Genomic DNA, 24006 nt, shown 5'->3' with positions numbered 1-24006 from the left:
ATGGAAACCTTCTTCTCCTTCTACGTGCTGCCGGCGCTGCTGATCCTGTTGAAGTCGGTCGTGCTGATCGTCGTGCTTCTGATCGGCGTCGCCTACCTGCTCTATGCCGACCGCAAGATCTGGGCGGCGGTGCAATTGCGTCGTGGCCCGAACGTCGTCGGTCCGTGGGGAACGCTGCAGGCCTTCGCCGACCTCCTGAAATTCGTCTTCAAGGAGCCGGTGATCCCGTCGGGCGCCAACAAGGGCGTGTTCCTCCTGGCGCCGCTGGTGTCGGCGGTGCTGGCGATCTCGGCCTGGGCGGTCATTCCGGTCAACGAAGGATGGGCGATCGCCAACATCAATGTCGGCATCCTCTATGTCTTCGCCATCTCCTCGCTCGAGGTCTATGGCGTGATCATGGGCGGCTGGGCGTCCAATTCGAAATACCCGTTCCTGGGCGCGCTGCGCTCGGCCGCGCAGATGGTGTCCTACGAAGTCTCGATTGGCTTCGTCATCGTCACCGTGCTGCTCTGCGTCGGCTCGCTCAACCTCTCCGACATCGTCATGTCGCAGCAGGACGGTCTCGGCACCAAGCTCGGCCTGCCCAACACCTTCCTCGACTGGCACTGGCTGTCGCTGCTGCCGATGTTCGTGGTGTTCTTCATCTCGGCTCTTGCCGAGACGAACCGCCCGCCTTTCGACCTGGTCGAAGCGGAATCGGAACTCGTCGCCGGCCATATGGTTGAATATTCGTCGACGCCGTTCCTGCTCTTCTTCCTCGGCGAGTATGTCGCCGTCGTCCTGATGTGCGCGCTGGCGACCATCCTGTTCCTCGGCGGCTGGCTGCCACCGTTCAACTTCGCGCCCTTCACCTGGGTACCAGGCGTGATCTGGTTCGTGCTGAAGATCTGCCTGATGTTCTTCATGTTCTCGATGGTGAAGGCTTTTGTGCCGCGCTATCGCTACGACCAGCTGATGCGGCTGGGCTGGAAAGTGTTCCTGCCGATCTCGCTGTTCATGGTCGTGGCCACCGCGGCCTTCCTCAAGATCACGGGGTTTGCGTGATGTCCGCTCTGGCCCAGGCCGCAAAGTCGCTGCTGCTGAAGGATTTCGTCAGCGCCTTCTTCCTTTCGATGCGCCAGTTCTTCGCGCCGAAGGAAACGATCAACTATCCGCATGAGAAGGGGCCGACCAGCCCGCGCTTCCGCGGCGAGCATGCGCTGCGCCGTTACCCGAACGGCGAGGAACGCTGCATCGCCTGCAAGCTCTGCGAGGCGATCTGCCCGGCGCAGGCCATCACCATCGAGGCCGGCCCGCGCCGCAACGACGGCACGCGCCGCACGGTGCGCTACGACATCGACATGGTGAAGTGCATCTATTGCGGCTTCTGCCAGGAAGCCTGCCCGGTGGACGCCATCGTCGAAGGGCCGAATTTCGAATTCGCGACCGAGACGCGCGAGGAGCTCTACTACAACAAGGACAAGCTGCTCGCGAACGGCGATCGCTGGGAGCGGGAGCTGGCGCGCAACATCGCGCTGGACTCGCCCTATCGCTGACATTTGACGCATGGACGGGGCGAGGGGCCTCGTCTAAGGACAACGCGGCTTCGGCACCGGAGGCGGAACGAAGCCAGAGAGTACGGAACGGACGATAGGTCCGACCCGACAGGAACCCGGGGGAACCCATGCTGAGTGGACTAGAGGCGGCCTTTTTCTACCTCTTCGCCTTTATCGCGGTGGCGTCGGCCTTCATGGTCATTTCGTCGCGCAACCCGGTGCATTCCGTGCTGTTCCTGATCCTCACCTTCTTCAACGCCGCCGGCCTGTTCATGCTGACTGGCGCCGAGTTCCTGGCGATGATCCTGCTGGTCGTCTATGTCGGCGCGGTGATGGTGCTGTTCCTGTTCGTCGTCATGATGCTCGACGTCGACTTCGCCGAGATGAAACAGGGCGCGCTGCAATACGCGCCGATCGGCGCGCTGGTCGGGCTGATCCTGGCGGCGGAACTGATCATCGTGCTCGGCGGCTACACGTTCGCGCCGCAGCTTGCCTCGACGGTCGCCAAGGCGACGCCGGATCTCGCCACCCGCTCCAACACGGCGGCGCTCGGCGACATCCTCTATACGGACTACCTCTATTACTTCCAGATTTCCGGCCTGGTGCTGCTGGTCGCCATGATCGGCGCCATCGTGCTGACGCTGCGCCACAAGGAAGGCGTCAAGCGGCAGTCGATCGCCGCGCAGGTCGGCCGCACCCCGGCGACGGGCATGGAAATCCGCAAGGTCAAATCGGGCGAGGGCATCTGAGATGGTCGTCGGCATTGCACATTACCTGACCGTATCGGCGATCCTGTTCACGCTCGGCGTGTTCGGCATCTTCCTGAACCGCCGCAACATCATCGTCATCCTGATGTCGATCGAGCTCATCCTGCTCGCGGTCAACATCAACTTCGTCGCGTTCTCGGCGGCGCTGCATGACCTCGTCGGACAGGTCTTCGCCCTGTTCGTGCTGACGGTCGCAGCCGCCGAGGCCGCGATCGGTCTTGCCATTCTTGTCGTCTTCTTCCGCAACCGCGGCTCGATCGCGGTCGAAGACGTGAGCGCGATGAAGGGTTGACGGGAACCACCATGTATCAGGCTATCGTCTTCCTTCCGCTGCTTGGCTTCCTGATTGTCGGCCTGTTCGGCAACTCGCTTGGCGCCAAGGCTTCCGAATACATCACCTCCGGCTTCCTGGTGATCGCGGCGGTGCTGTCGTGGATCGCCTTCTTCAGCGTCGGGTTCAGCCATGGCGAAGTGTTCACCGTGCCGGTGCTGCGCTGGATCCAGTCAGGCGGCGTCGACGCCTCCTGGGCGCTGAGGATCGACACGCTGACGGTGGTGATGCTGATCGTCGTCAACACCGTGTCGGCGCTGGTTCACATCTATTCGATCGGCTACATGCACCACGATCCGAACCGGCCGCGCTTCTTTGCCTATCTGTCGCTGTTCACCTTCGCGATGCTGATGCTGGTGACCGCCGACAATCTCATCCAGATGTTCTTCGGCTGGGAAGGCGTCGGTCTCGCCTCCTACCTCTTGATCGGCTTCTGGTACAAGAAGCCGTCTGCCAATGCCGCGGCCATCAAGGCTTTCGTCGTCAACCGCGTCGGCGACTTCGGCTTCGCGCTCGGCATCTTCGGCGTATTCGTGCTGTTCGGCTCGGTCAATCTGAGCACCATCTTCGCCAATGCCGCATCGTTCCTGCCGGCCGAAGGCGCGCCCGCCGGTGCCGCCGTGCTCACTTTCCTCGGCCATGCGCTCGACAAGCAGTCGGCGCTGACGGTGGTCTGCCTGCTGCTCTTCATGGGCGCCATGGGCAAGTCGGCGCAGGTGCCGCTGCACACCTGGCTGCCGGACGCCATGGAAGGCCCGACGCCGGTCTCCGCGCTCATCCATGCGGCGACCATGGTGACCGCCGGCGTGTTCATGCTGGCGCGGCTGTCGCCGCTGTTCGAGCTGTCGCATTCTGCGCTGACCGTCGTCACCTTCATCGGCGCCTTCACCGCCTTCTTCGCGGCGACCGTCGGCCTCGTCCAGAACGACATCAAGCGCGTCATCGCCTATTCGACCTGCTCGCAGCTCGGCTACATGTTCGTGGCGCTCGGCGTCGGCGCCTATGGCGCGGCGATCTTCCACCTTTTCACGCATGCCTTCTTCAAGGCGCTGCTGTTCCTGGGCTCAGGCTCGGTCATCCATGCCGTGTCCGACGAGCAGGACATGCGCAAGATGGGCGGCCTTCGCAAGCTGATCCCAACCACATATTGGATGATGATCGTCGGCACGCTGGCGCTGACCGGCGTGGGCATCCCGGCAACGGTGATCGGCACCGCCGGCTTCTTCTCCAAGGACGCCATCATCTCGACGTCGTTTGCCAGCCACAACGCGGTCGCCGGCCTTGCCTTCGTGCTTCTCGTCGTCGCCGCGGGGTTCACCAGCTTCTATTCCTGGCGGCTGATCTTCATGACCTTCCACGGCGAGCCGCGCGCCAGCCACGAGGTCATGCACCACGTCCATGAATCGCCGCCGGTGATGCTGGGGCCGCTCTATGTGCTGGCGGCAGGCGCGCTGTTTGCGGGCGTCATCTTCCACGGCGCCTTCATCGGCGAGGGCTATGCCGAATTCTGGAAGGCGTCGCTGTTCACGCTGCCGGACAACCACATCCTGCACGAGATCCACGAGCTGCCGCTGTGGGTGGAACTGGCGCCGTTCGTCGCCATGGTGATCGGCTTGCTGGTCGCCTGGCAGTTCTATATCCGCAAGCCGGAGATGCCGAAGGAACTGGCGGCGCAGCATCGCGGCCTCTACGCCTTCCTGCTCAACAAGTGGTATTTCGACGAGCTCTACGACTTCCTGTTCGTGCAACCGGCCAAGCGCCTCGGCCGGTTCCTATGGAAGACCGGTGACGGCATGATCATCGACGGCCTCGGCCCCGACGGCATCTCCGCGCGCGTCGTCGACGTCACCAACCGGGTCGTCAAGCTGCAGACCGGCTATCTCTACCACTATGCCTTCGCCATGCTGATCGGCGTGGCCGCTCTCGTCACCTGGATGATGCTCTGATGACCGACTGGCCAATCCTCTCGCTGGTCACCTTCCTGCCGCTGGTTGGTGTTCTGCTCATCCTGTTCATCAGCGACGACAGCGAAAACGCACGCCGCAACATCCGCGCCATCGCCTTCATCACGACGGCGTTCACCTTTGTCATCTCGCTGTTCATCTGGACGGGTTTCGACAATTCGCAGGCCGGCTTCCAGTTTGTCGAAAAGCACGCCTGGCTGGATTCGGGCATCTCCTACCATATGGGCGTCGACGGCATCTCGATGCTGTTCGTCATCCTGACGACCTTCCTGATGCCGTTCTGCATCCTCGCCTCCTGGGAAGCGATCGAGAAACGGGTCAAGGCCTATATGATCGCCTTCCTGATCCTCGAGACGCTGATGATCGGCGTGTTCTGCGCGCTCGACATCGTGCTGTTCTACGTCTTCTTCGAGGCAGGCCTGATCCCGATGTTCATCATCATCGGCGTCTGGGGCGGCAAGCGCCGCGTCTATGCCTCGTTCAAGTTCTTCCTCTATACGCTCGCCGGCTCGGTGCTGATGCTGCTCGCCATCATGGCGATGTTCTTCCAGTCGGGCACCACCGACATCCCGACGCTGCTGACGCATAACTTCCCGGCCAGCATGCAGACCTGGCTGTGGCTCGCGTTCTTCGCCTCCTTCGCGGTGAAGATGCCGATGTGGCCGGTGCACACCTGGCTGCCCGACGCTCACGTCGAGGCGCCGACGGCTGGTTCGGTCATCCTGGCCGCTATCCTGTTGAAGATGGGCGGATACGGCTTCCTGCGCTTCTCGCTGCCGATGTTCCCGCAGGCGTCAGAGATGTTCGCGCCGCTGGTGTTCACGCTTTCGGTCGTCGCCATCATCTACACCTCGCTGGTGGCGCTGATGCAGGAGGACATGAAGAAGCTGATCGCCTATTCCTCGGTCGCGCATATGGGCTTCGTCACCATGGGCATCTTCGCGATGAACCAGGAAGGCGTGCAGGGCGCGATCTTCCAGATGCTCAGTCACGGCCTTGTCTCGGGCGCGCTGTTCCTGTGCGTCGGCGTCATCTATGACCGCATGCATACGCGCGAGATCGACGCCTATGGCGGCCTGGTCAACAACATGCCGAAATACGCCACCGTGTTCCTGATCTTCACCATGGCCAATGTCGGCCTTCCCGGCACCAGCGGCTTCATCGGCGAATTCCTGACCATGCTCGGCGTGTTCAAGGTCAACACCTGGGTGGCGTTCTTCGCCGCCACCGGCGTCATCCTGTCGGCGGCCTACGCGCTGTGGCTCTATCGCCGGGTGATCTTCGGCGCGCTGACCAAGGACAGCCTGAAGAACCTGCTCGATCTGTCGCCGCGCGAAAAGGCGATCATCTATCCGCTGGTGGTGCTGGTCATCTTCTTTGGCGTCTACCCGGCGCCGGTGTTCGACGCGACGGCCGCTTCGGTCAAGACGCTCGTCACCAACGTCACCGCATCCATCAATTCCGCGCAGACCGCGGCGGCGAACTGACTGGGGAATAGACCATGACGCCGGACCTTCTCTCCAGTCTTTCGCTCTCGACGCCGGAACTGATCCTGGCCGTCGGCGCGCTGGTGCTCCTGATGATCGGAGCCTATTCGCGCTCCAACAACACCATGACCGTGACCGGATTGGCCGTCCTCGTGCTGGTGGTGGCCGGCCTGTGGCTTGCCTTCTCAGGCGGGAAGGGCGCTGCCTATGGCGGCGCCTTCGTCCAGGATTCCTTCAGCGCCTTCATGAAGATGCTGGCGCTGATCGGCTCAGCGGTGACGCTGGTCATGTCGATGCGCTTTGCGCGCCAGGAACATTTCGACAAGTTCGAATTCCCGGTTCTGGTGTTGCTCTGCACGCTCGGCATGATGCTGATGATCTCGGCCAACGGCATGATCGGGCTCTATCTCGGCCTCGAGCTGCAGTCGCTGGCGATCTACGTGCTGGCGGCGATCAACCGCGACAATCTGCGCTCGACCGAGGCGGGCCTGAAATATTTCGTCCTCGGCGCGCTGTCGTCGGGCATGCTGCTCTACGGCATCAGCCTCGTCTACGGTTACACCGGCAACACCGGTTTCCAGGAAATCGCGACGGCGCTCGGAAGCGGCGAGCGCCAGCTTGGCCTCGTCTTCGGCCTGGTGTTCGTGCTCGCAGGCCTTGCCTTCAAGATCTCGGCCGTGCCGTTCCACATGTGGACGCCGGACGTCTATGAGGGCGCGCCGACGCCGATCACCGCCTTCCTGGCGGCGGCGCCGAAGATGGCGGCGATGGCGCTGATCGTGCGCGTCACCATGGGCGCCTTCAAGCCGGTGGCTGCGGACTGGCAGCAGATCATCGTCTTCATCTCGATCGCCTCGATGGCGCTCGGCGCGTTCGCGGCCATCGGCCAGACCAACATCAAGCGCCTGATGGCGTATTCCTCGATCGGTCACATGGGCTACGCGCTGGTCGGCCTTGCCGCCAACAGCCAGGCCGGCGTGCGCGGCGTCGCCATCTACATGCTGATCTATCTGGTGATGACGCTGGGCACCTTCGCCTTCATCCTCGCCATGCGTCGCAAGGAAGGCAATGTCGAGCAGATCAGCGATCTCGCCGGGCTGTCCTCGACCAACCCGATCATGGCCACCATCCTCACCATCCTGATGTTCTCGCTGGCCGGCATTCCGCCGCTCGCCGGCTTCTGGGGGAAATGGTACGTGTTCCTCGCCGCCATCAACGCGCATCTCTACGCGCTGGCGATCATCGGCGTGCTGGCCTCGGTGGTGGGCGCCTACTACTATCTGCGCATCATCAAGATCATGTGGTTCGACGAGCCGGTCGGCGGCTTTGTGCCGATGGCCAGCGAGTTGCGCCTCGTGCTCGGCGTCAGCGGCGCCTTCGTGCTGTTCTATGTGCTGATCGGCGGGCCGATCGGGAGCTATGCCGAAGCCGCCGCCAAGACCTTCTTCTGACGGGATGGCATTTCGGCTGGCTCCAATCGCGGCGTCGGAGGGGTTCCGGCTCGAAGCGCATGACAGCGTCGGCTCGACCAACGCGCTGGCGCTGGACCATGCGCGCGCCGGCGATCCCGGCAAGCTTTGGGTCGTTTCGAAGAAGCAGGAAAGCGGCCGCGGCCGGCGTGGGCGCGTCTGGGCGACGCCCGAAGGCAATCTTGCGGCGACGCTGCTTCTGGTTCCGGGCGGCGAACTGCGGCTTGCCGCGACGCTCGGCTTTGTCGCCGGGCTTGCGCTGGCCGACGCGCTCGACGCCGTCGTGCCGAAAGGTCGGATCGCCGTCGCCTTGGATGGCGCGAGCGAGGGCCGCAACCGCTTCGAGCTGAAATGGCCGAACGATGTGCTGGCCTCGGGCGCCAAGCTTGCCGGCATCCTTTTGGAATCGACGATGCTGGAAGGCGGCAGTTTCGCGGTTGCCATCGGCATCGGCGTCAACGTCGTGGCCTATCCCGAGGACTTGCCCTATCCGGCGACGTCGCTGCAGGCGCTGGGCGCCGCCTGCAATGCCGAAACGCTGTTCCTGGCGCTTTCGGATGCCTGGAGCGAGAATGCCAGGATGTGGGACGACGGACGCGGGCTCGATGCCATCAGAAAGCGCTGGCTTGCCCGCGCAGCCGGCCTCGGCGGCGAGGTTGCTGTCAGGATTGACGGCAATGTGGTGCGCGGCGTCTTCGAGACCATTGACGAGGACTGCCGTTTCGTGATCCGCGACGATGAGGGATCGGTTTTGACGATCGCGGCCGGCGACGTGCATTTCGGCGCCGTCGCCTCGGCCAGAGTATAATTTTGTTTTAGGCAATTCCGGACGGAAACCGTGACACGTATTTCCCGGAATTGCCCCAACGGCTTGGCCTGACGGCCAGGAAGGAAAGAATTCATGGCGAATAAGGAAAACGCCGAGCTCGTCTTCGCGCCGCTGGGCGGCGTCGGCGAGATCGGCATGAACTTCGCCCTTTACGGCTATGGGCCCGCCGACGCGCGCGAATGGATCATCGTCGATGTCGGCGTCACCTTTCCGGACTCGGCGCATCCCGGCGTCGATCTGATCCTGCCCGATACGCGCTTCATCGAGGAGAACCTCGACGGCTTGCGCGGCATCGTCATCACTCATGCGCATGAGGACCATTACGGCGCGCTGCTCGACATCTGGCCGAAGCTGAAGGCGCCTGTATGGATGACGCCGTTCACCGCCGGCCTGCTCGAGGCCAAGCGGCAGGGCGAGCAGAACGCCCCGAAGATTCCGGCGTCGATCTATCGCGCCGGCGAGAAGTTCACCGTCGGACCTTTCGAGATCGAGGCCATCCCGGTGGCGCATTCGATCCCCGAGCCGATGTCGCTGGCGATCACCACGCCCGCCGGCACGGTGATCCACACCGGCGACTGGAAGATCGATCCGGCGCCGACGATCGGCCCGAAGACCGACGAGGCGCGCTTCCGCGCCTATGGCGACAAGGGCGTGCTGGCGCTGATCTGCGATTCCACCAACGCGCTGCGGGAAGGGGAGTCGCCCTCGGAAGTGGCGGTCGGCGAAGGCCTCAAGGGCGTCATCGAGAAAGCCAAGGGGCGCGTCGCCGTCACCACCTTCTCCTCAAATGTCGGGCGTATCGTTTCGATCGCCAGGGCGGCGCGCGATGCCGGCCGGCAATGCCTGGTGCTCGGCCGCTCGCTGAAGCGCGTCATCGATGTGGCGGGTGAGCTCGGCTACATGGATGGCCTGCCGGAGTTCATCGCCGAGGAAGACTACGGCTATATCCCGCGCGAGAACCTGGTGATCATCTGTACCGGCAGCCAAGGCGAACCGCTGGCGGCGCTGGCAAAGCTTTCGCGCGACGAGATGAAGTCGGTGGCGCTGACGGCAGGCGATACGGTGGTGTTTTCCTCGCGCACCATTCCCGGCAACGAAAAGGCAATCCTCGAGATCAAGAACCGGCTGATCGACCTCGGCATGAAGATCATCGAGGACGGCGACGCGCTGGTGCATGTCTCCGGCCATCCGCGCCGCAGCGAATTGCGCAAGATGTATGAATGGGTGCGGCCGCAGATCGGCGTTCCCGTGCATGGCGAGGCGGCGCATCTGGTGGCGCAGGGCTCGCTGATGTCGATGTCGGGCATCGGCCAGGTGGCGCAGGTGCGCGACGGCGACATGCTCAGGCTCTGGCCAGGCCCGGCGACGATCATCGACCAGGTGCCGTTCGGCCGGCTTTACAAGGATGGCAATCTCATCGGCACCGACCAGGCAATGGGCATACGCGACCGCCGCAAGCTCTCCTTCGCCGGCCATGTCGCGGTCAATGTCGTGCTCGATGACAAATATGAGCTTGCCGGTGATCCCGACCTGGTGGCGATCGGCGTCGCCGAGGCCGATGCCAGGGGCGAGACGCTGGAAGACCTGATGCTCGATGCGGCAGTCGGCGCCGTGGACTCGATCCCGCGCCAGCGCCGAAAAGACCTCGACCTGGTGCAGGAAGCGGTGCGCCGTGCCGTGCGCAGCGCCGCCAACGAAGCCTGGGGCAAGAAGCCGCTGGTGACGGTGTTCGTCACGCGGTGACGAATAAGGGAATAGGGGAGTAAGACAGTAGGGCAGTAGGGAAAGCGAGCAGTTGCTTGTTTTCTTGTTTTTCCCCCTACTCCCTTACTCCCCTAAAAGCGGAGCGCTTTATGCTTGGACGCCTGAACCATGTCGCGCTTGCCGTGCCGGACCTTACCGCGGCGATGGCTGCCTATCGCGATACGCTGGGCGCGCGATTGAGCGAGCCGCAGGCGCTGCCTGAACATGGCGTGACCGTGGCGTTCGTCGATGTCGGCAACGCCAAGATCGAGCTGCTGGAGCCGCTGGGCGACGCCTCGCCCATCACGGCTTTCCTTGAGAAGAACCCTTCGGGCGGCATGCATCATGTCTGCTACGAGGTCGACGATATCCTGGCTGCCCGCGATCATTTGAAGCAAAGCGGCGCCCGCGTGCTGGGCGACGGCAACCCGAAGATCGGCGCGCATGGCAAGCCGGTGCTGTTCCTGCACCCCAAGGATTTCTTCGGCACGCTGGTCGAACTGGAGCAGGTATGAACTGGATCCTGTTTGCCGCGCTGTTCTTCGTCACCTGGTGGGTGGTGCTGTTCGTCGTCCTTCCGTTCAGCCTGCGCACGCAGGACGACGATCAGGATGTCACGCTTGGCACCGTTTCCAGCGCGCCGCGCGGACCGCATATGCTGCGCGCCTTCATCCGCGCGACGATCGTGACGGTGATCGTGATGGGCATTCTCTACGGCCTGACGATTGGCCTGGGATTCAGCTTCGACGACATCATGCGGATCATGCCGGACTTTAGTCCGGACGTCAGTCATTGAGGCTGAAGATACAGTTTCCGCAAGTATTGGGAAGCATACGCCCGCAAAGGTTGAAATCGGAAGCCGGCTTTCGATTTCAACGGCTGATCACGCCTTATGCTGTGTGGCAGATGGTTGTGCTAAGCAGATGATTGCACAAAAAAAATGCAAGGCACGAGGCCTTGCAATTTAAACGCGTCCGATCCGTTTCCGGTGTCCGGCGGCAGCGAGTTACCGCGCCTAGATCGCATCCTCCCAAGACTTTGACCGCGTAGGAGAGCAGATTTTTTTCCGCCCTCTCGGTTATCGGGGCACACTAGACCAAGGCAGGTGAAAATGTCACGAAGAATTTTGCCTCGAAACAGGCAATATCGTGCTGCACTGCACAATAGTGCGGCAGGGCTTGCTTGTGAATCGATCAAAAAGCCATTTGCGGCACTTTGCAGCCAAAATTGCCTTTTTGGTAAGGTGCAGAAGGCCCCGATACTTTGGGGCACTCGGGTTCCCATTCTGCCATGAAATGGCTATGAAGCCCGGGCAAGCAGCCCTTTCGCGCCGATTCCCGCGCGTCATTTTTCATTCACGGACCAGTCCATGCGTTTGTCGCGCTACTTCCTGCCCATTCTCAAAGAAAATCCCCGCGAAGCCGAGATCGTCTCGCACCGGCTGATGCTGCGCGCCGGCATGATCCGCCAGCAGGGGCAGGGCAGCTTTTCGTGGCTGCCATTGGGCAAGCGCGTGCTGGACAAGGTCTGCCGGATCATCCGCGAGGAGCAGGACCGCGCCGGCGCGCTGGAAATCCTGATGCCGACGATCCAGTCGGCAGATCTGTGGCGCGAGAGCGGCCGTTACAACGACTACGGCAAGGAAATGCTGCGCATCAAGGACCGCCAGGATCGCGACATGCTCTACGGTCCGACCAATGAGGAGATGGTCACCGAGATTTTCCGCGCCTACGTCAAGTCCTACAAGGACCTGCCGCTCAATCTCTACCACATTCAGTGGAAGTTCCGCGACGAGGTGCGCCCGCGCTTCGGCGTCATGCGTTCGCGCGAGTTCCTGATGAAGGACGCCTACTCCTTCGACCTCGATTTCGAGGGCGCCAGGGCCGCCTACAACCGCATGTTCGTCTCCTATCTCAGGACGTTCACGCGCATGGGACTGCAGGCCATTCCGATGCGCGCCGACACGGGTCCGATCGGCGGCGACCTCAGCCATGAGTTCATCATCCTGGCCGATACCGGCGAGAGCCAGGTGTTCTGCGACCGCGCTTATCTCGCGCTCGACGTGCCGGGCGCCGGCACGGATTTCTCCAACGACGCCGAGATCGGCGACATCGTGAAGAAATGGACGACGCCTTACGCGGCGACGGACGAAATGCATGACGAAGCAGCCTGGGAGAAGGTCTCCGAAGGCGACCGGCTCTCGGCGCGCGGCATCGAGGTCGGCCACATCTTCCATTTTGGCGAGAAATACTCGAAGCCGATGAACGCCAAGGTGACCGGCCCCGACGGCAAGGACCATTACGCCTCGGGCGGCTCCTACGGCATCGGCCCGTCGCGTCTGGTCGCGGCGATCATCGAGGCGAGCCATGACGAGAACGGCATCATCTGGCCGGATGCGGTGGCGCCCTTCGACATCGGCCTGATCAATATGAAGGTCGGCGACGCCGAATGCGACCGCGTCTGCGACGAGCTCTATGCCGCGCTTAACGTCGCCGGCAAGGACGTGCTCTATGACGACACCGACCAGCGTCCGGGCGGCAAGTTCGCCACCGCGGACCTGATTGGCCTGCCATGGCAGGTCATCGTCGGACCGCGTGGCGTGGCCGCCGGCGAGGTCGAGATCAAGGACCGCAAGTCGGGTGAGCGCGAGACGCTGCCGATCGCCGAGGCCAAGAAGCGCCTGGGTGTCGCCGCATGAGCGAGGCGGCGACAGCGGCCAGATCAGCGGCGGGCGCTTTCTCCGGCTTCGAGCGCATGGTGGCGTGGCGCTATCTGCGGTCGCGCCGCAAGGAAACGGTGATCTCGGTCATCGCCTCGATTTCCTTCCTCGGCATCATGCTCGGCGTCGCGACGCTGATCGTCGTCATGGCCGTGATGAATGGTTTTCGCGCCGAACTGCTCACCCGCATCCTCGGCGTCAACGGCCATCTCATCGTGCAGCCGCTCGATTCGCCGCTGGAGGATTACGCCCAGGTGGCGAGCCGTATCAACGGCGTCCCCGGCGTCAAATACGCCATCCCGCTGATCGACGGCCAGGTGCTGGCGCAAGGCAATGTCGGCGGCGGCACGGGCGCCCTGGTGCGCGGTATTCGCGGCGAGGACCTCGGCAAGATTTCGATCGTCGCCAGCAACATCAAGCAGGGCACGCTCGACGGCTTCGACACCGGCGATGGCGTGGCGATCGGCAAGCGGATGGCCGAAAGCCTCGGGCTTGTGCTCGGCGACACCATCACGCTGATCTCGCCCGACGGCGACGTGACGCCGCTCGGCACCACGCCGCGCATGAAGGGCTACAAGGTGGCGGCGATCTTCGAGGTCGGCATGTCGGAATATGACAGCTCGATCGTCTACATGCCGTTCTCGGAAGCGCAGCTCTATTTCAACATGGACGGGCGGGCGCAGACCATCGAGATCTATGTCGACAACCCGGACAATGTCGACGCGCTGAAGCCGCTGGTCGAGCAGGCGGCGCAGCGGCCGGTCGACCTCGTCGACTGGCGCCAGCGCAACGAGACCTTCTTTTCGGCGCTGCAGGTCGAGCGCAACGTCATGTTCATGATTCTGACGCTGATCGTGCTGGTGGCGGCGCTCAACATCATTTCCGGCCTTATCATGCTGGTGAAGGACAAGGGCCACGACATCGCCATCCTGCGCACCATGGGCGCCTCGCGTGGCGCGATCCTGCGCATCTTCCTGATGACCGGGGCGGCGATCGGCGTCACCGGCACGATCGCCGGCGTCCTGCTCGGCGTCGTCATCTGCCTCAACATCGAATCGATCCGCCAGTTCTTCTCGTGGATGACAGGCAAGATACTATTCAATCCGGAGCTCTATTTCCTCAGCCAGTTGCCGGCCAAGATGGATCCGCGCGAGACGACTTATGTCGTCATCATGGCGCTCGGCCTGTCGTTCCTGGCGACGGTGTTCCCGGCCTGGCGCGCCGCCCGGCTCGATCCCGTCGAAGCCTTGAGGTACGAATGATGGCCGAGGCCATTATCGAATTGAAGGGCGTCGAGCGGCACTATGTCCAGGGGCCGCGTAAGCTCACCATTTTGAACGGCGCCGACTTTTCGCTCCGGCGCGGCGAGATGGTGGCGCTGGTGGCGCCGTCCGGCACCGGCAAGTCCACTCTGCTGCACACTGCCGGTCTGCTGGAGCGGCCCGATGCGGGCGACGTGATCCTCTCCGGCCGTGCCTGTGGCCGGCTGTCGGACGAGGAGCGCACCGCGATCCGCCGCAACGATGTCGGCTTCGTCTATCAGTTCCATCATTTGTTGCCGGAGTTCTCGGCGCTCGAGAACATCATGATGCCGCAGCTGATCAAGGGGCTTCCCGCCAAGGACGCTTCGGAACGGGCAGCGCAGCTTCTCGACTACATGCAGATCGGCAAGCGCGCGCAGCACCGGCCGGCCGAGCTTTCCGGCGGCGAGCAGCAACGTGTCGCCATTGCCCGCGCGGTCGCCAATGCGCCGCTGGTGCTGCTGGCCGACGAGCCGACCGGCAATCTCGATCCGGTCACCGCCTCCTACGTGTTCGACGCGCTGGAGGCGCTGGTCAGGCAGTCGGGCCTCGCCGCGCTGATCGCCACCCACAACCACGAGCTGGCCTCGCGCATGGACCGGCGGGTGACGCTGGCCGAGGGTAAGGTGGTACCGCTGTAGCGGCAAAACCAATCGGTCTGCCAACTGAAAAGGATGGGTTGGTGAGCAAGGCCGGACATATTGTCAGTTGGGGCTTGCTTCTGCTGCTACCGCTCTTCGCGGTAGTGCTTTGGCAATGTGATGTCGTGAACAATCAGGTCGATCTTTGCGACGATCCAACATCGGGGAAATATATCTGGAACGATGAGCAGCGGGCCAGAACATGCAACGGTCCGCCGGTCCTCGCGCCATCTCCGGTCGTCGACGGCGACCACTGATCGACGTGCCCTGGGGCCGGGTAGCCGGCACTCGTCAACCTTTCCTTAACCCTGCCCAAACGGACCGCGCGGATTCACTACAGCGCGCCGTCGACGGTCGTTGACATTCGAACAAAATTAGAACAAACTACGAACATACTAACAACGGAGAGAGTTATGTCTGATCTGGTTCAGGATGTCGTCTCGCTGGTTTGCATGAGCACCTTCCTCGTTTCCATGGCGATCTGGATCGGCGCCATGTGATCAGGCGGCCTGGCCGCTGTACGGGATGGGGAAGGCCCCGCCCGTTGTTCGGGCGAACAAGAGCCCGCTAATGTTTGGGACGGTAAGAGCCGTCCTGGGATGGGCAAGAACCCGCCTATTGTTGTTAAGTCTTTCTTCGCTGCGCCGCCGCTAGGCTGCTCCCCTAAGACAGGGAGCGAAGGCAAGTGTCGGTCATCGTCACGGTCACTCTCGTGGCCGGCAATCTTGGACTGATCTTTCTTCTGATGACCGTGCCGCTCGGACTGCGCACGGTGACGGTCAGCCGCGTGATCAAGGCCGACCGCGACCGCCTCTGGCAGGCGCTGTGGCCGTTCGGCAGCAATGCCGGATGGTCCGGCGAAATCCTCTCCGCCGAGCCGGTGGACGGCGAGGGGACGGCGCTGATCAGATTGTCCTGGGACGGCCGTGACGGTCGGCCCATCGAACGCAAGGCGCGGTTCGAGGACGTCGGCGAGGGCAGCCGCTTCGCGATGACCGTCATCGAGGACACGGCGCTCGATCCCTCGTTCTGGGCGAACTATCGAGAGACCGTCGCACTTGTGCCCTTGGGCGATGCGACGCGGGTCACGCTCACCCAGACCGACCGCTATCGCGGCGTCGCGTTTCTGGTCTTCCGTTTCTTTGCCATGCGCCGCGAGCTCAGCAAGCTGGATGTCTGGGCGGCGACCGGCACGTATCGCAAGGGCGGCTGGTTCGAGCACCCGGTGAGCCAGATCGGCTTCGCCGTGCTCTCGGCCCTGATCCTGTGGCCCTTCTTCGGCCTCAATCTCGGCGGCCTGGCTCTCGCCGCGATCCTGACCTCGGTGGTCGCCCTGCACGAACTTGGCCATATGGCGGCCTTCCGGCTGACAGGACATCGCCGGGCGCGGATGATCTTCATTCCGCTGCTCGGCGGCATCGCCATCGGCGGCAGGCCCTATGACAGCCGCTTCGAGGTGGCGTTCGTGGCGCTGATGGGCGCTGGCTTCTCCGCTTTCCTGGTGCCGGTGCTGATTGCCGCCAGCGGCTTTGCCAATGGCGAAGGCCATCGGCTTGCCGCCATGCTCCTGGCCACGCTTGCCGGCTGCGCGTCGCTGTTCAACATCGCCAATCTGGTGCCGGTGTGGAAATTCGACGGCGGCCAGGTGCTGCGCCAGATCTGCCCGGGGCCAGCGGCACTCGCGCTGGCGTCCTTCCTGCTGTTGTCGGCGCTGCTGGCGCTCGGATGGCGGGCCGGTTTCTCGCCGAGCTTCCTGCTGATTGCCGGCGCGGTGTTCGCGATCCTCAGCCTGATCACCGTGGGCAGCGGCGTGAAGCCGCGCCATGAGCTGAAGCCGATCAAGACCTTCGACCGGCTGGCCATGGCCGGCGCGCTGCTCGCCGTCTTTGCCATCCATGGCTACGGGATGCTTTGGGCTTCGGCACAGCTCATGTAAGGGTGTGCTGATATTCAGGTGATGCCGGCCTGCAAACGCTGGCTTCCTGCGCTTCCGGTGCTCACGTACTTAAGTACGCTCCGCCCCGGTTCTCGGAACCCTGCTTGTTTGGTCGCTTCGCGCCCGTCTTCGACTCCGACTCGGCCTGACCTGAATCTCAACACACCCTGGCCGGAGACAATTCAGCCAACCTTTCGAGCAGGCTCGGCAGCAGACACAGCTGCAGGGCCAAACACATCCTCGAACGCCGATTTCAGCGCCAGGTCGAGGTCGGCCATGGTGACCGGCAGGCCGAGATCGACCAGGCTGGTCACGCCGTGGTCGGAGACGCCGCAGGGCACGATGCCGCCGAAATGCCCGAGGTCCGGCTCGACATTGATGGCGATGCCGTGGAAGCTCACCCAGCGGCGCAGACGGATGCCGATTGCAGCGATCTTGTCCTCGGCCGGCGTGCCGTCGGGCAAAGCAGGGCGGTCCGGCCGCACCACCCAGACGCCCACGCGGTCCTCGCGCCGCTCGCCGCGCACGTTGAAGGCGGCAAGCGTGGCGATGATCCATTGCTCGAGCGCCGCGACGAAGGCGCGCACATCCTCGCGCCGGCGCTTGAGATCGAGCATGACATAGGCCACGCGCTGGCCGGGGCCGTGATAGGTGTATTCGCCGCCGCGCCCGGCGGCAAAGACCGGGAAGCGGTCGGGATCAATCAGGTCCTCGATTCGCGCGCTGGTGCCGGCGGTGTAGAGCGGCGGATGTTCGACCAGCCAGACCATCTCGTTGGAGGCGCCGCTGCGGATCGCTTCAGCGCGCGCCTCCATGAAGGCCAGCGCGTCCGGATAGGACGTCAGGCCGGGCTCGATCACCCATTTCACCGGCGCCGAGTCGGGGAGCGGTAGGAACGACGTGGCGATCTGGCTGCGTTCTGTCATGGAACTTTCTCGATGTCCCTCTCATATGGCGGCAATCGGCCAAAACGTCCAGTTTCACCAGCGTGAAGCCGGGCCGTGAAGGGTTGTGCATGCCACTTTGTCCGATGCATGTCGTTCTCCCAAAACCGCTCCGCACTTTTGGGCGACATGCATTAGCGATTATTCCGCTCAGCGCACTTGTTTCGCCGGAAACGATTTGCTACAGGCCCCGGGCCGGACGGTTCCGGCTCCTACCACGTGCGGTCGTGGCGGAATTGGTAGACGCGCAGCGTTGAGGTCGCTGTGGGGCAACCCGTGGAAGTTCGAGTCTTCTCGACCGCACCATTCTCTCCAAAAGCCAGCTGAATTCGGCATCGGCAAGCGGATTGTTCTTGTCGCTCCTGCGGCTTCCTCGGATCAAAATGAAAGCGGTGGCGGGCCATGAAGACCACACCGCCAAAGTCTGACGCGAGGACATTTTTCCGCAATTTGGCCAAACGGCCTACCCGGTCCAGCCAAGGCCTGCCGAAATGCAGTTGATCGACACCAGCAGGGCGTCGGTCGCCCGCTTCTGATCCGCCGTGCCGGTGCTTGCTCGGACTTCACGCAGCAGATCGACCTGCAGCCGGTGGATGTCATCCATCTGCCGGCGCAGATTGTCGAAACGCCGCTTGAACATCGGGAAGCGCGCGGAAAGATCACCTCCGGTGAGGTCGCCGATCAGGCGCCGCGTCAACTCGTATTCGGCCGCGATGCGGGCATAGATTCGGTTGGCCGCACTGCTGTCGGACACCAGGCCGGCATAGAGCCGCGCGATCTCCATATCCGACTGGTAGAGTGTCTTTTCGGCCTCGTCGACGATCAGGCGGAAGAAGCGCGAGTGCTCGAACATGCGCGCCAGAAGCTCGCGCCCGGCCTCGCCGCGCACGGTGACGAAAGCGCTCAGAGCGCTGCCGATGCCATACCAGCCGGTCAGCAGGTGACGGTTCTGGCTCCAGGCGAACACCCATGGAATGGCGCGCAGATCGGCAATGCCGCTGGCGCCGAAACGGCGATCCGGGCGCGAGCCCATTTTCAAGAGCGCCAGTTCCGCGACCGGGCTCGCCTGGTTGAAATAATCGAGGAAGCCCGGCTCGGCCATCAACCCGGCGTAGGATGCCTGCGACATGCCCGCCAGCGCTTCCAGCGCTTCGTCGAACTCCGGCGATTCCTTCGCGCCGGCATCGCCGGCCGATCGGACGCCGTGCGCCAGCACGGCCGCGGCGAGGACCTCAAGCTGGTTGAGGCCGGTGCCGCGATTGGCGAATTTCGACGATACGACCTCACCCTGTTCGGTAACCCGCATCGATCCGGCGACGGTGCCCTGCGGCTGCGCCGCGATCGCGCGGCCGGTCGGCGCGCCGCCACGGCTGACGGAGCCGCCGCGACCGTGGAAGAAGCTGATCCTGGTGTTGTGCTTGCGGCCGATGGCGGCGAGGCGCTTTTGCGCTTTTGCCAGTTCCCAATTGGAAGCCAGGAATCCGCCGTCCTTGTTGGAATCCGAATAGCCGAGCATGATTTCCTGGCGCGCGCCGAAATCGCGCACCGTGCGCCGCACCAACGAAACGCCAAGCAGCCCGTTCAGGATGGCAGGAGCGGCCTGCAGATCGGCGATGGTCTCGAACAGTGGCACGATCCGCAGCCTGATCGTGCCGCTACCACCTGGCGCGGTCGATAGCCCGCAATAATGCGCCAGCAGATAGACGGCGAGCAGATCGTCGACCGATCGGGTCATGCTGAGCACGAAGGAGCCGACCGCGTCGGCATCGGAGCCCGAGATTTGCCTGGCGATGACCGAGAAGGTCGAAAGCAGCTCGGCGGCTTCCGGCGAGAGCCGCCCTTCGTCGATCTCCAACCGTTCGCCCTGGCTGAGGCTTGAGCGAATGCGCGCCGACCATTGCGGCGTGCCGGGGACGACGGGATCGCCCGGATCCGCCAGCGCAAACAGTTCGGCCAGCACCCGATTGACGACCGTGGAGTTCTGCCGGATGTCGAGCGAGACGGTGCGGAAACCGAAGCTTCCGACCTGCCAAATGAGCGGCTGGACGAAACGCCTGGACACCGCACGTCCGCCGATCGCTTCGAGAACCGAAGACAGTGCGCTCAGATCGGCGCGAAACGCCTCTGCCGAGGAGTAGGCCGCGCCGCCGCCATCTCGCGCTGCCTGCAGCCTGGCAAGCATGGCCGAGGCAAACTGGCGAAGCGGTTCGTCGGGGTTGCGGGCGGCGATCTCGTCAGCCTCTCCGCTCTTCTCAAGCGCCGTTTGCAGCACCGGCTTGAAGCTCGCCGGCAGCTCGATGACGTTCGAGCTGGCGCTGAGCACCGACACCAGCCGCTGCACCTGCGTCAGGTACCAGCCTATGGCGGTGTCGCGGTATTCGGCCATGGCATGGGCGGTTACCGTGGCCGTCACATTCGGATTGCCGTCGCGGTCGCCGCCGATCCACGAGGCATAGCGCATGAAGGAGGGAATTCGGATCGGCCGGCCCGGATAATGACGCTCGAAGGCGCCCTGAAGGCTGCCATAGAGCTGCGGCGTCGCCTCGAAGATGACTTCGCGGAAGAAATGCAGGCCCCAGGCGATCTCGCGTTCGACCGTCGGGCGCTCGAGCCGCAGCTCGCCGGTCATCCACAGAAGCTCGATCTCGCTTTCCAGATCGGCGACCAAAAGGTCGCGTTCGCCCGGCGCCCAGCGCGGCTGGTCGAGCTCTGTCAGCTTGCGATAGATGCGGCGGTGGATTTCCAGCACGGTAACGCGTTTGGCCTCGGTCGGATGCGCGGTCATGGTCGGACCGACGCAAAGCTCATCGAGCGCCGCCTGGGCTTCCGCGACGGAATGAACGTTCGCCGCCATCTCGGCGACCACGCTGGCGAAGGACCCGGGCACGTCGTTGATACCCGCGCCCTGTTCGAGCTCGCGCCGCGCCCGCATGGCAACCAATTCGTCGGCAATCGTCAGCAACTGGAACCAGACGCCGCTCGCCTGGAGCGCCGGGATGCGCTGTTCGGGCGCGAGGGAGACAAGCGACCTGCGTCCGCTCAGGACCGCGGCGATCTCGGGCTCGCGCGCGCTTGCGACCTGAAGCAGCAGGCGCAGCAGCAGACTGCGCTCGTCTTCACGAAACTTGATGCGTTTGCTCTGTTCCAAGGCCGCTTTCCCGATCGTCCATCGAGCCGATCGGAGGCCGGCGATCGGCAAGACCGCCGGCCCGAGACTGGCTTCACATTCTGCATTCCGCGACTTTGGCTCTGGCCGGCTGTCAAGCCGCCTTCTTCGTCCGCGCCAGCGTATCGGCCACCACCTCGCCGAAGGAGGCCGGGGTCGGCACGATGACGACGCCAGCTTCCTTCAGGATCTCGACCTTTTCCTGCGCCGACTCGCCGAAGGCGGAGATGATGGCGCCGGCGTGGCCCATGCGGCGGCCCTTCGGGGCGGACAGGCCGGCGATATAGGCGATGAGCGGTTTGCGCATGTTGTCGCGCGCCCAGATCGCGGCTTCGGCTTCCTGCGGGCCGCCGATCTCGCCGATCATCACCACGGCGTCGGTGTCGTCGTCCCGCTCGAAGAGCTGCAGGATGTCCTTGAAGGACGAGCCGTTGATCGGATCGCCGCCGATGCCGACGCTGGTCGACACGCCGATGCCCAGCGCTTTCATCTGCGAGGCGGCCTCGTAGCCCAGCGTGCCGGAGCGGCCGACGATGCCGACGCGTCCAGGCAAATAGATGCTGCCGGGCATGATGCCCATCAGCGCCTGCCCGGGCGTTATGACCCCGGCGCAGTTGGGGCCGACCAGCCGCATGCGGTCCTCGAAGCGGTAGCGGCGCATGTAGCGCTTGACCCGCATCATGTCCTGCGAGGGGATGCCGTCGGTGATGCAGACGCAGAGCTTTATGCCGGCGTCCGCCGCCTCCATGATCGAATCGGCGGCGAAGGGCGGCGGCACGAAGACGATGCTGGCCTCGGCGCGGGTCTCCCGCACCGCGCCCTTGACCGTGTTGAAGACGGGCAGGCCGAGATGCGTCTGGCCGCCCTTGCCGGGGGTGACGCCGCCGACCAGCTTGGTGCCGTAGCGCTTCATGTCGTCGGCATGGAAGCTGCCGATCTTGCCGGTGAACCCTTGCACGATGACGCGCGTGCTGCGGTTGAGCAGGATTGCCATTTTCTCGACCTCCCTCAGGCTGCTTTTTTGTTCTTGGTGGCTTCGCGCCAGGCGGCGACCGCTTTCTCGGCAGCTTCGGCCAGCGTGTCGGCGACGATCACCGCCTCGCCGGAATCGGCCAGGATCTTGCGTCCTTCCTCGACCTTGGTGCCGGAAAGGCGCACCACCAGCGGCACGTCGACGCCGACCTCGCGGATCGCCTTGATGACGCCTTCGGCCACCCAGTCGCAGCGGTTGATGCCGGCAAAGATGTTGACCAGGATGGCCTCGACATTCTTGTCGCCGAGCACCGCGCGGAAGGATTTCGCCACCCGCTCCGGCGAGGCGCCGCCGCCGATGTCGAGGAAATTGGCCGGCTCGCCGCCGGCGATCTTGATCATGTCCATTGTCGCCATGGCCAGCCCTGCGCCGTTGATGATGCAGCCGATATTGCCGTCGAGCCCGACATAGGAGAGGCCACGGTCGCTGGCGAAGGTCTCGCGCGGGTCTTCCTGGCTCTTGTCGCGCAGTTCCGAGATTTCCGGACGGCGAAACAGCGCATTCTCGTCGAAGGACATTTTTGCGTCGAGCGCGACGAGGCTGCCGTCGCGCGTCACCACCAGCGGATTGATCTCCAGCATCGTGGCGTCATAATCGCGGAACACACGGTAGCAGCCGAGGATGGTTTCGGTCGCCTTGCCGATCAAATTGTCCTCGAGCCCGAGGCCGAAGGCGATCTCACGCGCCTGGAAGCGCTGCATGCCGACGCCTGGATCGACGGTGGCGCGGATGATCGAATCCGGCGCCGTCTCGGCGATCTCCTCGATCTCCATACCGCCGGCGGCCGAGGCGACGATCATGACGCGCTCCTCCTTCCGGTCGAGGACAAAGCCGAGATAGAGCTCCTGCGCGATGTCGACGGCTTCCTCGAGATAGAGGCGCGAGATCAGCTTGCCGCGCGGGCCGGTCTGCTGGGTCACCAGCTTTCGCCCGAGCATGGCTTCGGCCGCGTTGGAAATCTCCTCGTCGTTCGAGCAGAGCTTGATGCCGCCGGCCTTGCCGCGCGCGCCAGAATGAACCTGCGCCTTCAGCACCCATTTCGAGCCGCCGATTTCCCTGGCGCGGTAGGTCGCCTGTTCGGGGCTGTAGGCGAGGCCGCCGCGCGGCACATGCACGCCGTGGCGGGCAAGCAGTTCCTTGGCCTGGTATTCGTGGATGTCCATCTTGTCCTCCCGGTATTTTTTCTAATGCGCCTGGCCGGCGCGCTCGATCGCCTCGTTCACCACCAGCACGTTGCGCGCCATGCGCTCCGACGCCGCGTCGATCATCTTGCCGTCGAGGGCGGCGGCACCCTTGCCGAGCGCTTCCGCTTCCTTCAGCACTTCGAGGATGCGGCGCGCGCGCGTGACTTCCTTTTCCGGCGGCGAGAACACGTCGTTGGCAAGCGCGATCTGCGAAGGGTGGATTGCCCATTTGCCCTCGATGCCGAGGGCCGCGGCGCGCCGGGCGGCGGCCTTGTAGCCTTCGGGGTCGGAGAAATCGCCGAACGGTCCGTCGATGGCGCGCAGACCATAAGCGCGGCAGGCGACCGTCATGCGCGACAGCGCGAAATGCCACTGGTCGCCGGGATAATCGGGATTGAGCCCGCCGATGTTGACGGTGCGCGCCTTGTTCGAGGCGGCATAGTCGGCGACGCCGAAATGCATGGCTTCCAGCCGGCCGGGGGTGGCGGCGATCGCCTCGACATTGGCCATGCCGAGCGCCGTCTCGATCAGCGCTTCGAGGCCGACGCGGGTCTTGAAGCCCTTGGCCATCTCGATCTGGTTGACCATCGCCTCGACCATGTAGAGATCGGCCGGAACGCCGACCTTTGGCACCAGGATGGTGTCCAGCCGGTCGCCGGCCTGTTCCATGACGTCGACGACGTCGCGGTACATGTAATGGGTGTCGAGGCCGTTGATGCGCACCGAGACGGTCTTGCCCTTGGCGCGCCAGTCGATGTCGTTCAGCGCCTGGATGATGTTCTTGCGGGCGCGCTCCTTGTCGGGCGGCGCGACCGCGTCCTCGATGTCGAGGAAGACGAAGTCGGCGGCGCTGTTGGCCGCCTTGTCGATCATCTCCGGGCTCGAACCCGGGACGGCGAGCTCGCTGCGCTGCAGCCGCAGTTTCTTCAGGTGGTTGATGGTGTGGCTCATGATGCG

The 24006-nt window shown here is 63.9% G+C and carries 21 protein-coding genes and 1 tRNA gene; 17 read left to right on the top strand and 5 right to left on the bottom strand.

The genetic code is table 11. The features are described 5' to 3' along the window. The 16 genes from nuoH to FJ471_RS03185 all read left to right on the top strand — a co-directional run bounded on the left by nuoH (nt 1) and on the right by FJ471_RS03185 (nt 16722). Nucleotides 1-1044, top strand: a complete 1044-nt coding sequence (gene nuoH, locus FJ471_RS03260; RefSeq protein ID WP_140801721.1) for an NADH-quinone oxidoreductase subunit NuoH — start codon at nt 1-3, stop codon at nt 1042-1044. Continuing rightward, complete coding sequence (gene nuoI / locus FJ471_RS03255) at nt 1044-1535, top strand: NADH-quinone oxidoreductase subunit NuoI (protein ID WP_140801720.1); 492 nt, start codon at nt 1044-1046, stop codon at nt 1533-1535. Before nuoH ends, nuoI begins: the two co-directional genes overlap by 1 nt. Nucleotides 1536-1663: 128 nt before the next feature. After that, nucleotides 1664-2284 (top strand): NADH-quinone oxidoreductase subunit J, encoded by a 621-nt coding sequence (locus FJ471_RS03250; RefSeq protein WP_041007645.1) that lies wholly within the window; start codon nt 1664-1666, stop codon nt 2282-2284. 1 nt (nt 2285) lies between these two features. Further along, complete coding sequence (nuoK, locus tag FJ471_RS03245) at nt 2286-2594, top strand: NADH-quinone oxidoreductase subunit NuoK (protein ID WP_027168992.1); 309 nt, start codon at nt 2286-2288, stop codon at nt 2592-2594. Between the two features lie 11 nt (nt 2595-2605). After that, the gene (gene nuoL / locus FJ471_RS03240) at nt 2606-4579 is read left to right on the top strand and encodes an NADH-quinone oxidoreductase subunit L (protein ID WP_140801719.1); all 1974 of its coding nucleotides are present in this window, start codon (nt 2606-2608) and stop codon (nt 4577-4579) included. Continuing rightward, entirely contained in the window at nt 4579-6084 is a 1506-nt protein-coding gene (locus FJ471_RS03235) for an NADH-quinone oxidoreductase subunit M (RefSeq protein ID WP_140801718.1), read from the top strand. Before nuoL ends, FJ471_RS03235 begins: the two co-directional genes overlap by 1 nt. A 14-nt stretch (nt 6085-6098) precedes the next feature. Then, nucleotides 6099-7535: an NADH-quinone oxidoreductase subunit NuoN gene (nuoN, locus tag FJ471_RS03230; RefSeq protein WP_140801717.1), complete on the top strand. Its 1437-nt coding sequence runs from the start codon at nt 6099-6101 to the stop codon at nt 7533-7535. A 4-nt stretch (nt 7536-7539) separates the two neighbouring features. Then, nucleotides 7540-8361, top strand: coding sequence for a biotin--[acetyl-CoA-carboxylase] ligase (locus FJ471_RS03225; protein ID WP_140801716.1), 822 nt, complete (start codon nt 7540-7542; stop codon nt 8359-8361). 93 nt (nt 8362-8454) lie between these two features. Beyond that, nucleotides 8455-10125 carry a ribonuclease J gene (locus FJ471_RS03220; RefSeq protein ID WP_140801715.1) on the top strand — a complete coding sequence of 557 codons (1671 nt, stop codon included), beginning with the start codon at nt 8455-8457 and terminating at the stop codon, nt 10123-10125. Nucleotides 10126-10235: 110 nt separating this feature from the next. Next, nucleotides 10236-10640, top strand: a complete 405-nt coding sequence (mce, locus tag FJ471_RS03215; RefSeq protein WP_140801714.1) for a methylmalonyl-CoA epimerase — start codon at nt 10236-10238, stop codon at nt 10638-10640. After that, nucleotides 10637-10921: a DUF1467 family protein gene (locus FJ471_RS03210; protein WP_140801713.1), complete on the top strand. Its 285-nt coding sequence runs from the start codon at nt 10637-10639 to the stop codon at nt 10919-10921. The genes mce and FJ471_RS03210 overlap by 4 nt, the downstream gene beginning before the upstream one ends. Before the next feature lie 573 nt (nt 10922-11494). Then, a complete protein-coding gene (gene proS, locus FJ471_RS03205) occupies nt 11495-12823 on the top strand; it encodes a proline--tRNA ligase (RefSeq protein WP_140801712.1) in 1329 nt (442 codons plus the stop codon). Beyond that, the gene (locus FJ471_RS03200; protein ID WP_140801711.1) at nt 12820-14106 is read left to right on the top strand and encodes a lipoprotein-releasing ABC transporter permease subunit; all 1287 of its coding nucleotides are present in this window, start codon (nt 12820-12822) and stop codon (nt 14104-14106) included. The genes proS and FJ471_RS03200 overlap by 4 nt, the downstream gene beginning before the upstream one ends. Continuing rightward, on the top strand, nt 14106-14786 hold the full coding sequence (locus FJ471_RS03195; RefSeq protein ID WP_140801710.1) for an ABC transporter ATP-binding protein: 681 nt from the start codon (nt 14106-14108) through the stop codon (nt 14784-14786). The genes FJ471_RS03200 and FJ471_RS03195 overlap by 1 nt, the downstream gene beginning before the upstream one ends. Nucleotides 14787-14827: 41 nt before the next feature. After that, a complete protein-coding gene (locus FJ471_RS03190; RefSeq protein WP_140801709.1) occupies nt 14828-15043 on the top strand; it encodes a hypothetical protein in 216 nt (71 codons plus the stop codon). A gap of 428 nt (nt 15044-15471) precedes the next feature. Beyond that, nucleotides 15472-16722: an SRPBCC family protein gene (locus FJ471_RS03185; RefSeq protein WP_140801708.1), complete on the top strand. Its 1251-nt coding sequence runs from the start codon at nt 15472-15474 to the stop codon at nt 16720-16722. 182 nt (nt 16723-16904) lie between these two features. Here FJ471_RS03185 and lipB read toward each other — a convergent pair whose 3' ends face one another. Beyond that, nucleotides 16905-17648 (bottom strand): lipoyl(octanoyl) transferase LipB, encoded by a 744-nt coding sequence (lipB, locus tag FJ471_RS03180; RefSeq protein WP_140801707.1) that lies wholly within the window; start codon nt 17646-17648, stop codon nt 16905-16907. Nucleotides 17649-17887: 239 nt separating this feature from the next. Here lipB and FJ471_RS03175 point away from each other — a divergent pair. Then, nucleotides 17888-17972: transfer RNA gene (locus FJ471_RS03175), tRNA-Leu, on the top strand. Between the two features lie 157 nt (nt 17973-18129). Here FJ471_RS03175 and FJ471_RS03170 read toward each other — a convergent pair. The 4 genes from FJ471_RS03170 to FJ471_RS03155 all read right to left on the bottom strand — a co-directional run bounded on the left by FJ471_RS03170 (nt 18130) and on the right by FJ471_RS03155 (nt 24000). Then, nucleotides 18130-20814: a phosphoenolpyruvate carboxylase gene (locus FJ471_RS03170; protein ID WP_140801706.1), complete on the bottom strand. Its 2685-nt coding sequence runs from the start codon at nt 20812-20814 to the stop codon at nt 18130-18132. A 112-nt stretch (nt 20815-20926) separates the two neighbouring features. Continuing rightward, nucleotides 20927-21826: a succinate--CoA ligase subunit alpha gene (gene sucD / locus FJ471_RS03165; RefSeq protein ID WP_040981997.1), complete on the bottom strand. Its 900-nt coding sequence runs from the start codon at nt 21824-21826 to the stop codon at nt 20927-20929. A gap of 14 nt (nt 21827-21840) precedes the next feature. After that, nucleotides 21841-23028 (bottom strand): malate--CoA ligase subunit beta, encoded by a 1188-nt coding sequence (locus FJ471_RS03160; RefSeq protein ID WP_140801705.1) that lies wholly within the window; start codon nt 23026-23028, stop codon nt 21841-21843. 21 nt (nt 23029-23049) lie between these two features. After that, entirely contained in the window at nt 23050-24000 is a 951-nt protein-coding gene (locus FJ471_RS03155; RefSeq protein WP_140801704.1) for a CoA ester lyase, read from the bottom strand. Between the last annotated feature and the right edge of the window lie 6 nt (nt 24001-24006).

The organism is Mesorhizobium sp. B2-7-1, assembly GCF_006440735.1.
Classification (GTDB): Bacteria; Pseudomonadota; Alphaproteobacteria; order Rhizobiales; family Rhizobiaceae; genus Mesorhizobium.
This window is presented reverse-complemented; position numbering and strand designations above follow the sequence as displayed.

Bases quoted from the DNA above. Each gene is read 5' to 3' on its own strand.
- nuoH (WP_140801721.1), top strand. From the start codon at position 1: ATGGAAACCTTCTTCTCCTTCTACGTGCTGCCGGCGCTGCTGATCCTG.
- nuoI (WP_140801720.1), top strand. From the start codon at position 1,044: ATGTCCGCTCTGGCCCAGGCCGCAAAGTCGCTGCTGCTGAAGGATTTC.
- FJ471_RS03250 (WP_041007645.1), top strand. From the start codon at position 1,664: ATGCTGAGTGGACTAGAGGCGGCCTTTTTCTACCTCTTCGCCTTTATC.
- nuoK (WP_027168992.1), top strand. From the start codon at position 2,286: ATGGTCGTCGGCATTGCACATTACCTGACCGTATCGGCGATCCTGTTC.
- nuoL (WP_140801719.1), top strand. From the start codon at position 2,606: ATGTATCAGGCTATCGTCTTCCTTCCGCTGCTTGGCTTCCTGATTGTC.
- FJ471_RS03235 (WP_140801718.1), top strand. From the start codon at position 4,579: ATGACCGACTGGCCAATCCTCTCGCTGGTCACCTTCCTGCCGCTGGTT.
- nuoN (WP_140801717.1), top strand. From the start codon at position 6,099: ATGACGCCGGACCTTCTCTCCAGTCTTTCGCTCTCGACGCCGGAACTG.
- FJ471_RS03225 (WP_140801716.1), top strand. From the start codon at position 7,540: ATGGCATTTCGGCTGGCTCCAATCGCGGCGTCGGAGGGGTTCCGGCTC.
- FJ471_RS03220 (WP_140801715.1), top strand. From the start codon at position 8,455: ATGGCGAATAAGGAAAACGCCGAGCTCGTCTTCGCGCCGCTGGGCGGC.
- mce (WP_140801714.1), top strand. From the start codon at position 10,236: ATGCTTGGACGCCTGAACCATGTCGCGCTTGCCGTGCCGGACCTTACC.
- FJ471_RS03210 (WP_140801713.1), top strand. From the start codon at position 10,637: ATGAACTGGATCCTGTTTGCCGCGCTGTTCTTCGTCACCTGGTGGGTG.
- proS (WP_140801712.1), top strand. From the start codon at position 11,495: ATGCGTTTGTCGCGCTACTTCCTGCCCATTCTCAAAGAAAATCCCCGC.
- FJ471_RS03200 (WP_140801711.1), top strand. From the start codon at position 12,820: ATGAGCGAGGCGGCGACAGCGGCCAGATCAGCGGCGGGCGCTTTCTCC.
- FJ471_RS03195 (WP_140801710.1), top strand. From the start codon at position 14,106: ATGGCCGAGGCCATTATCGAATTGAAGGGCGTCGAGCGGCACTATGTC.
- lipB (WP_140801707.1), bottom strand. From the start codon at position 17,648: ATGACAGAACGCAGCCAGATCGCCACGTCGTTCCTACCGCTCCCCGAC.
- sucD (WP_040981997.1), bottom strand. From the start codon at position 21,826: ATGGCAATCCTGCTCAACCGCAGCACGCGCGTCATCGTGCAAGGGTTC.
- FJ471_RS03160 (WP_140801705.1), bottom strand. From the start codon at position 23,028: ATGGACATCCACGAATACCAGGCCAAGGAACTGCTTGCCCGCCACGGC.
- FJ471_RS03155 (WP_140801704.1), bottom strand. From the start codon at position 24,000: ATGAGCCACACCATCAACCACCTGAAGAAACTGCGGCTGCAGCGCAGC.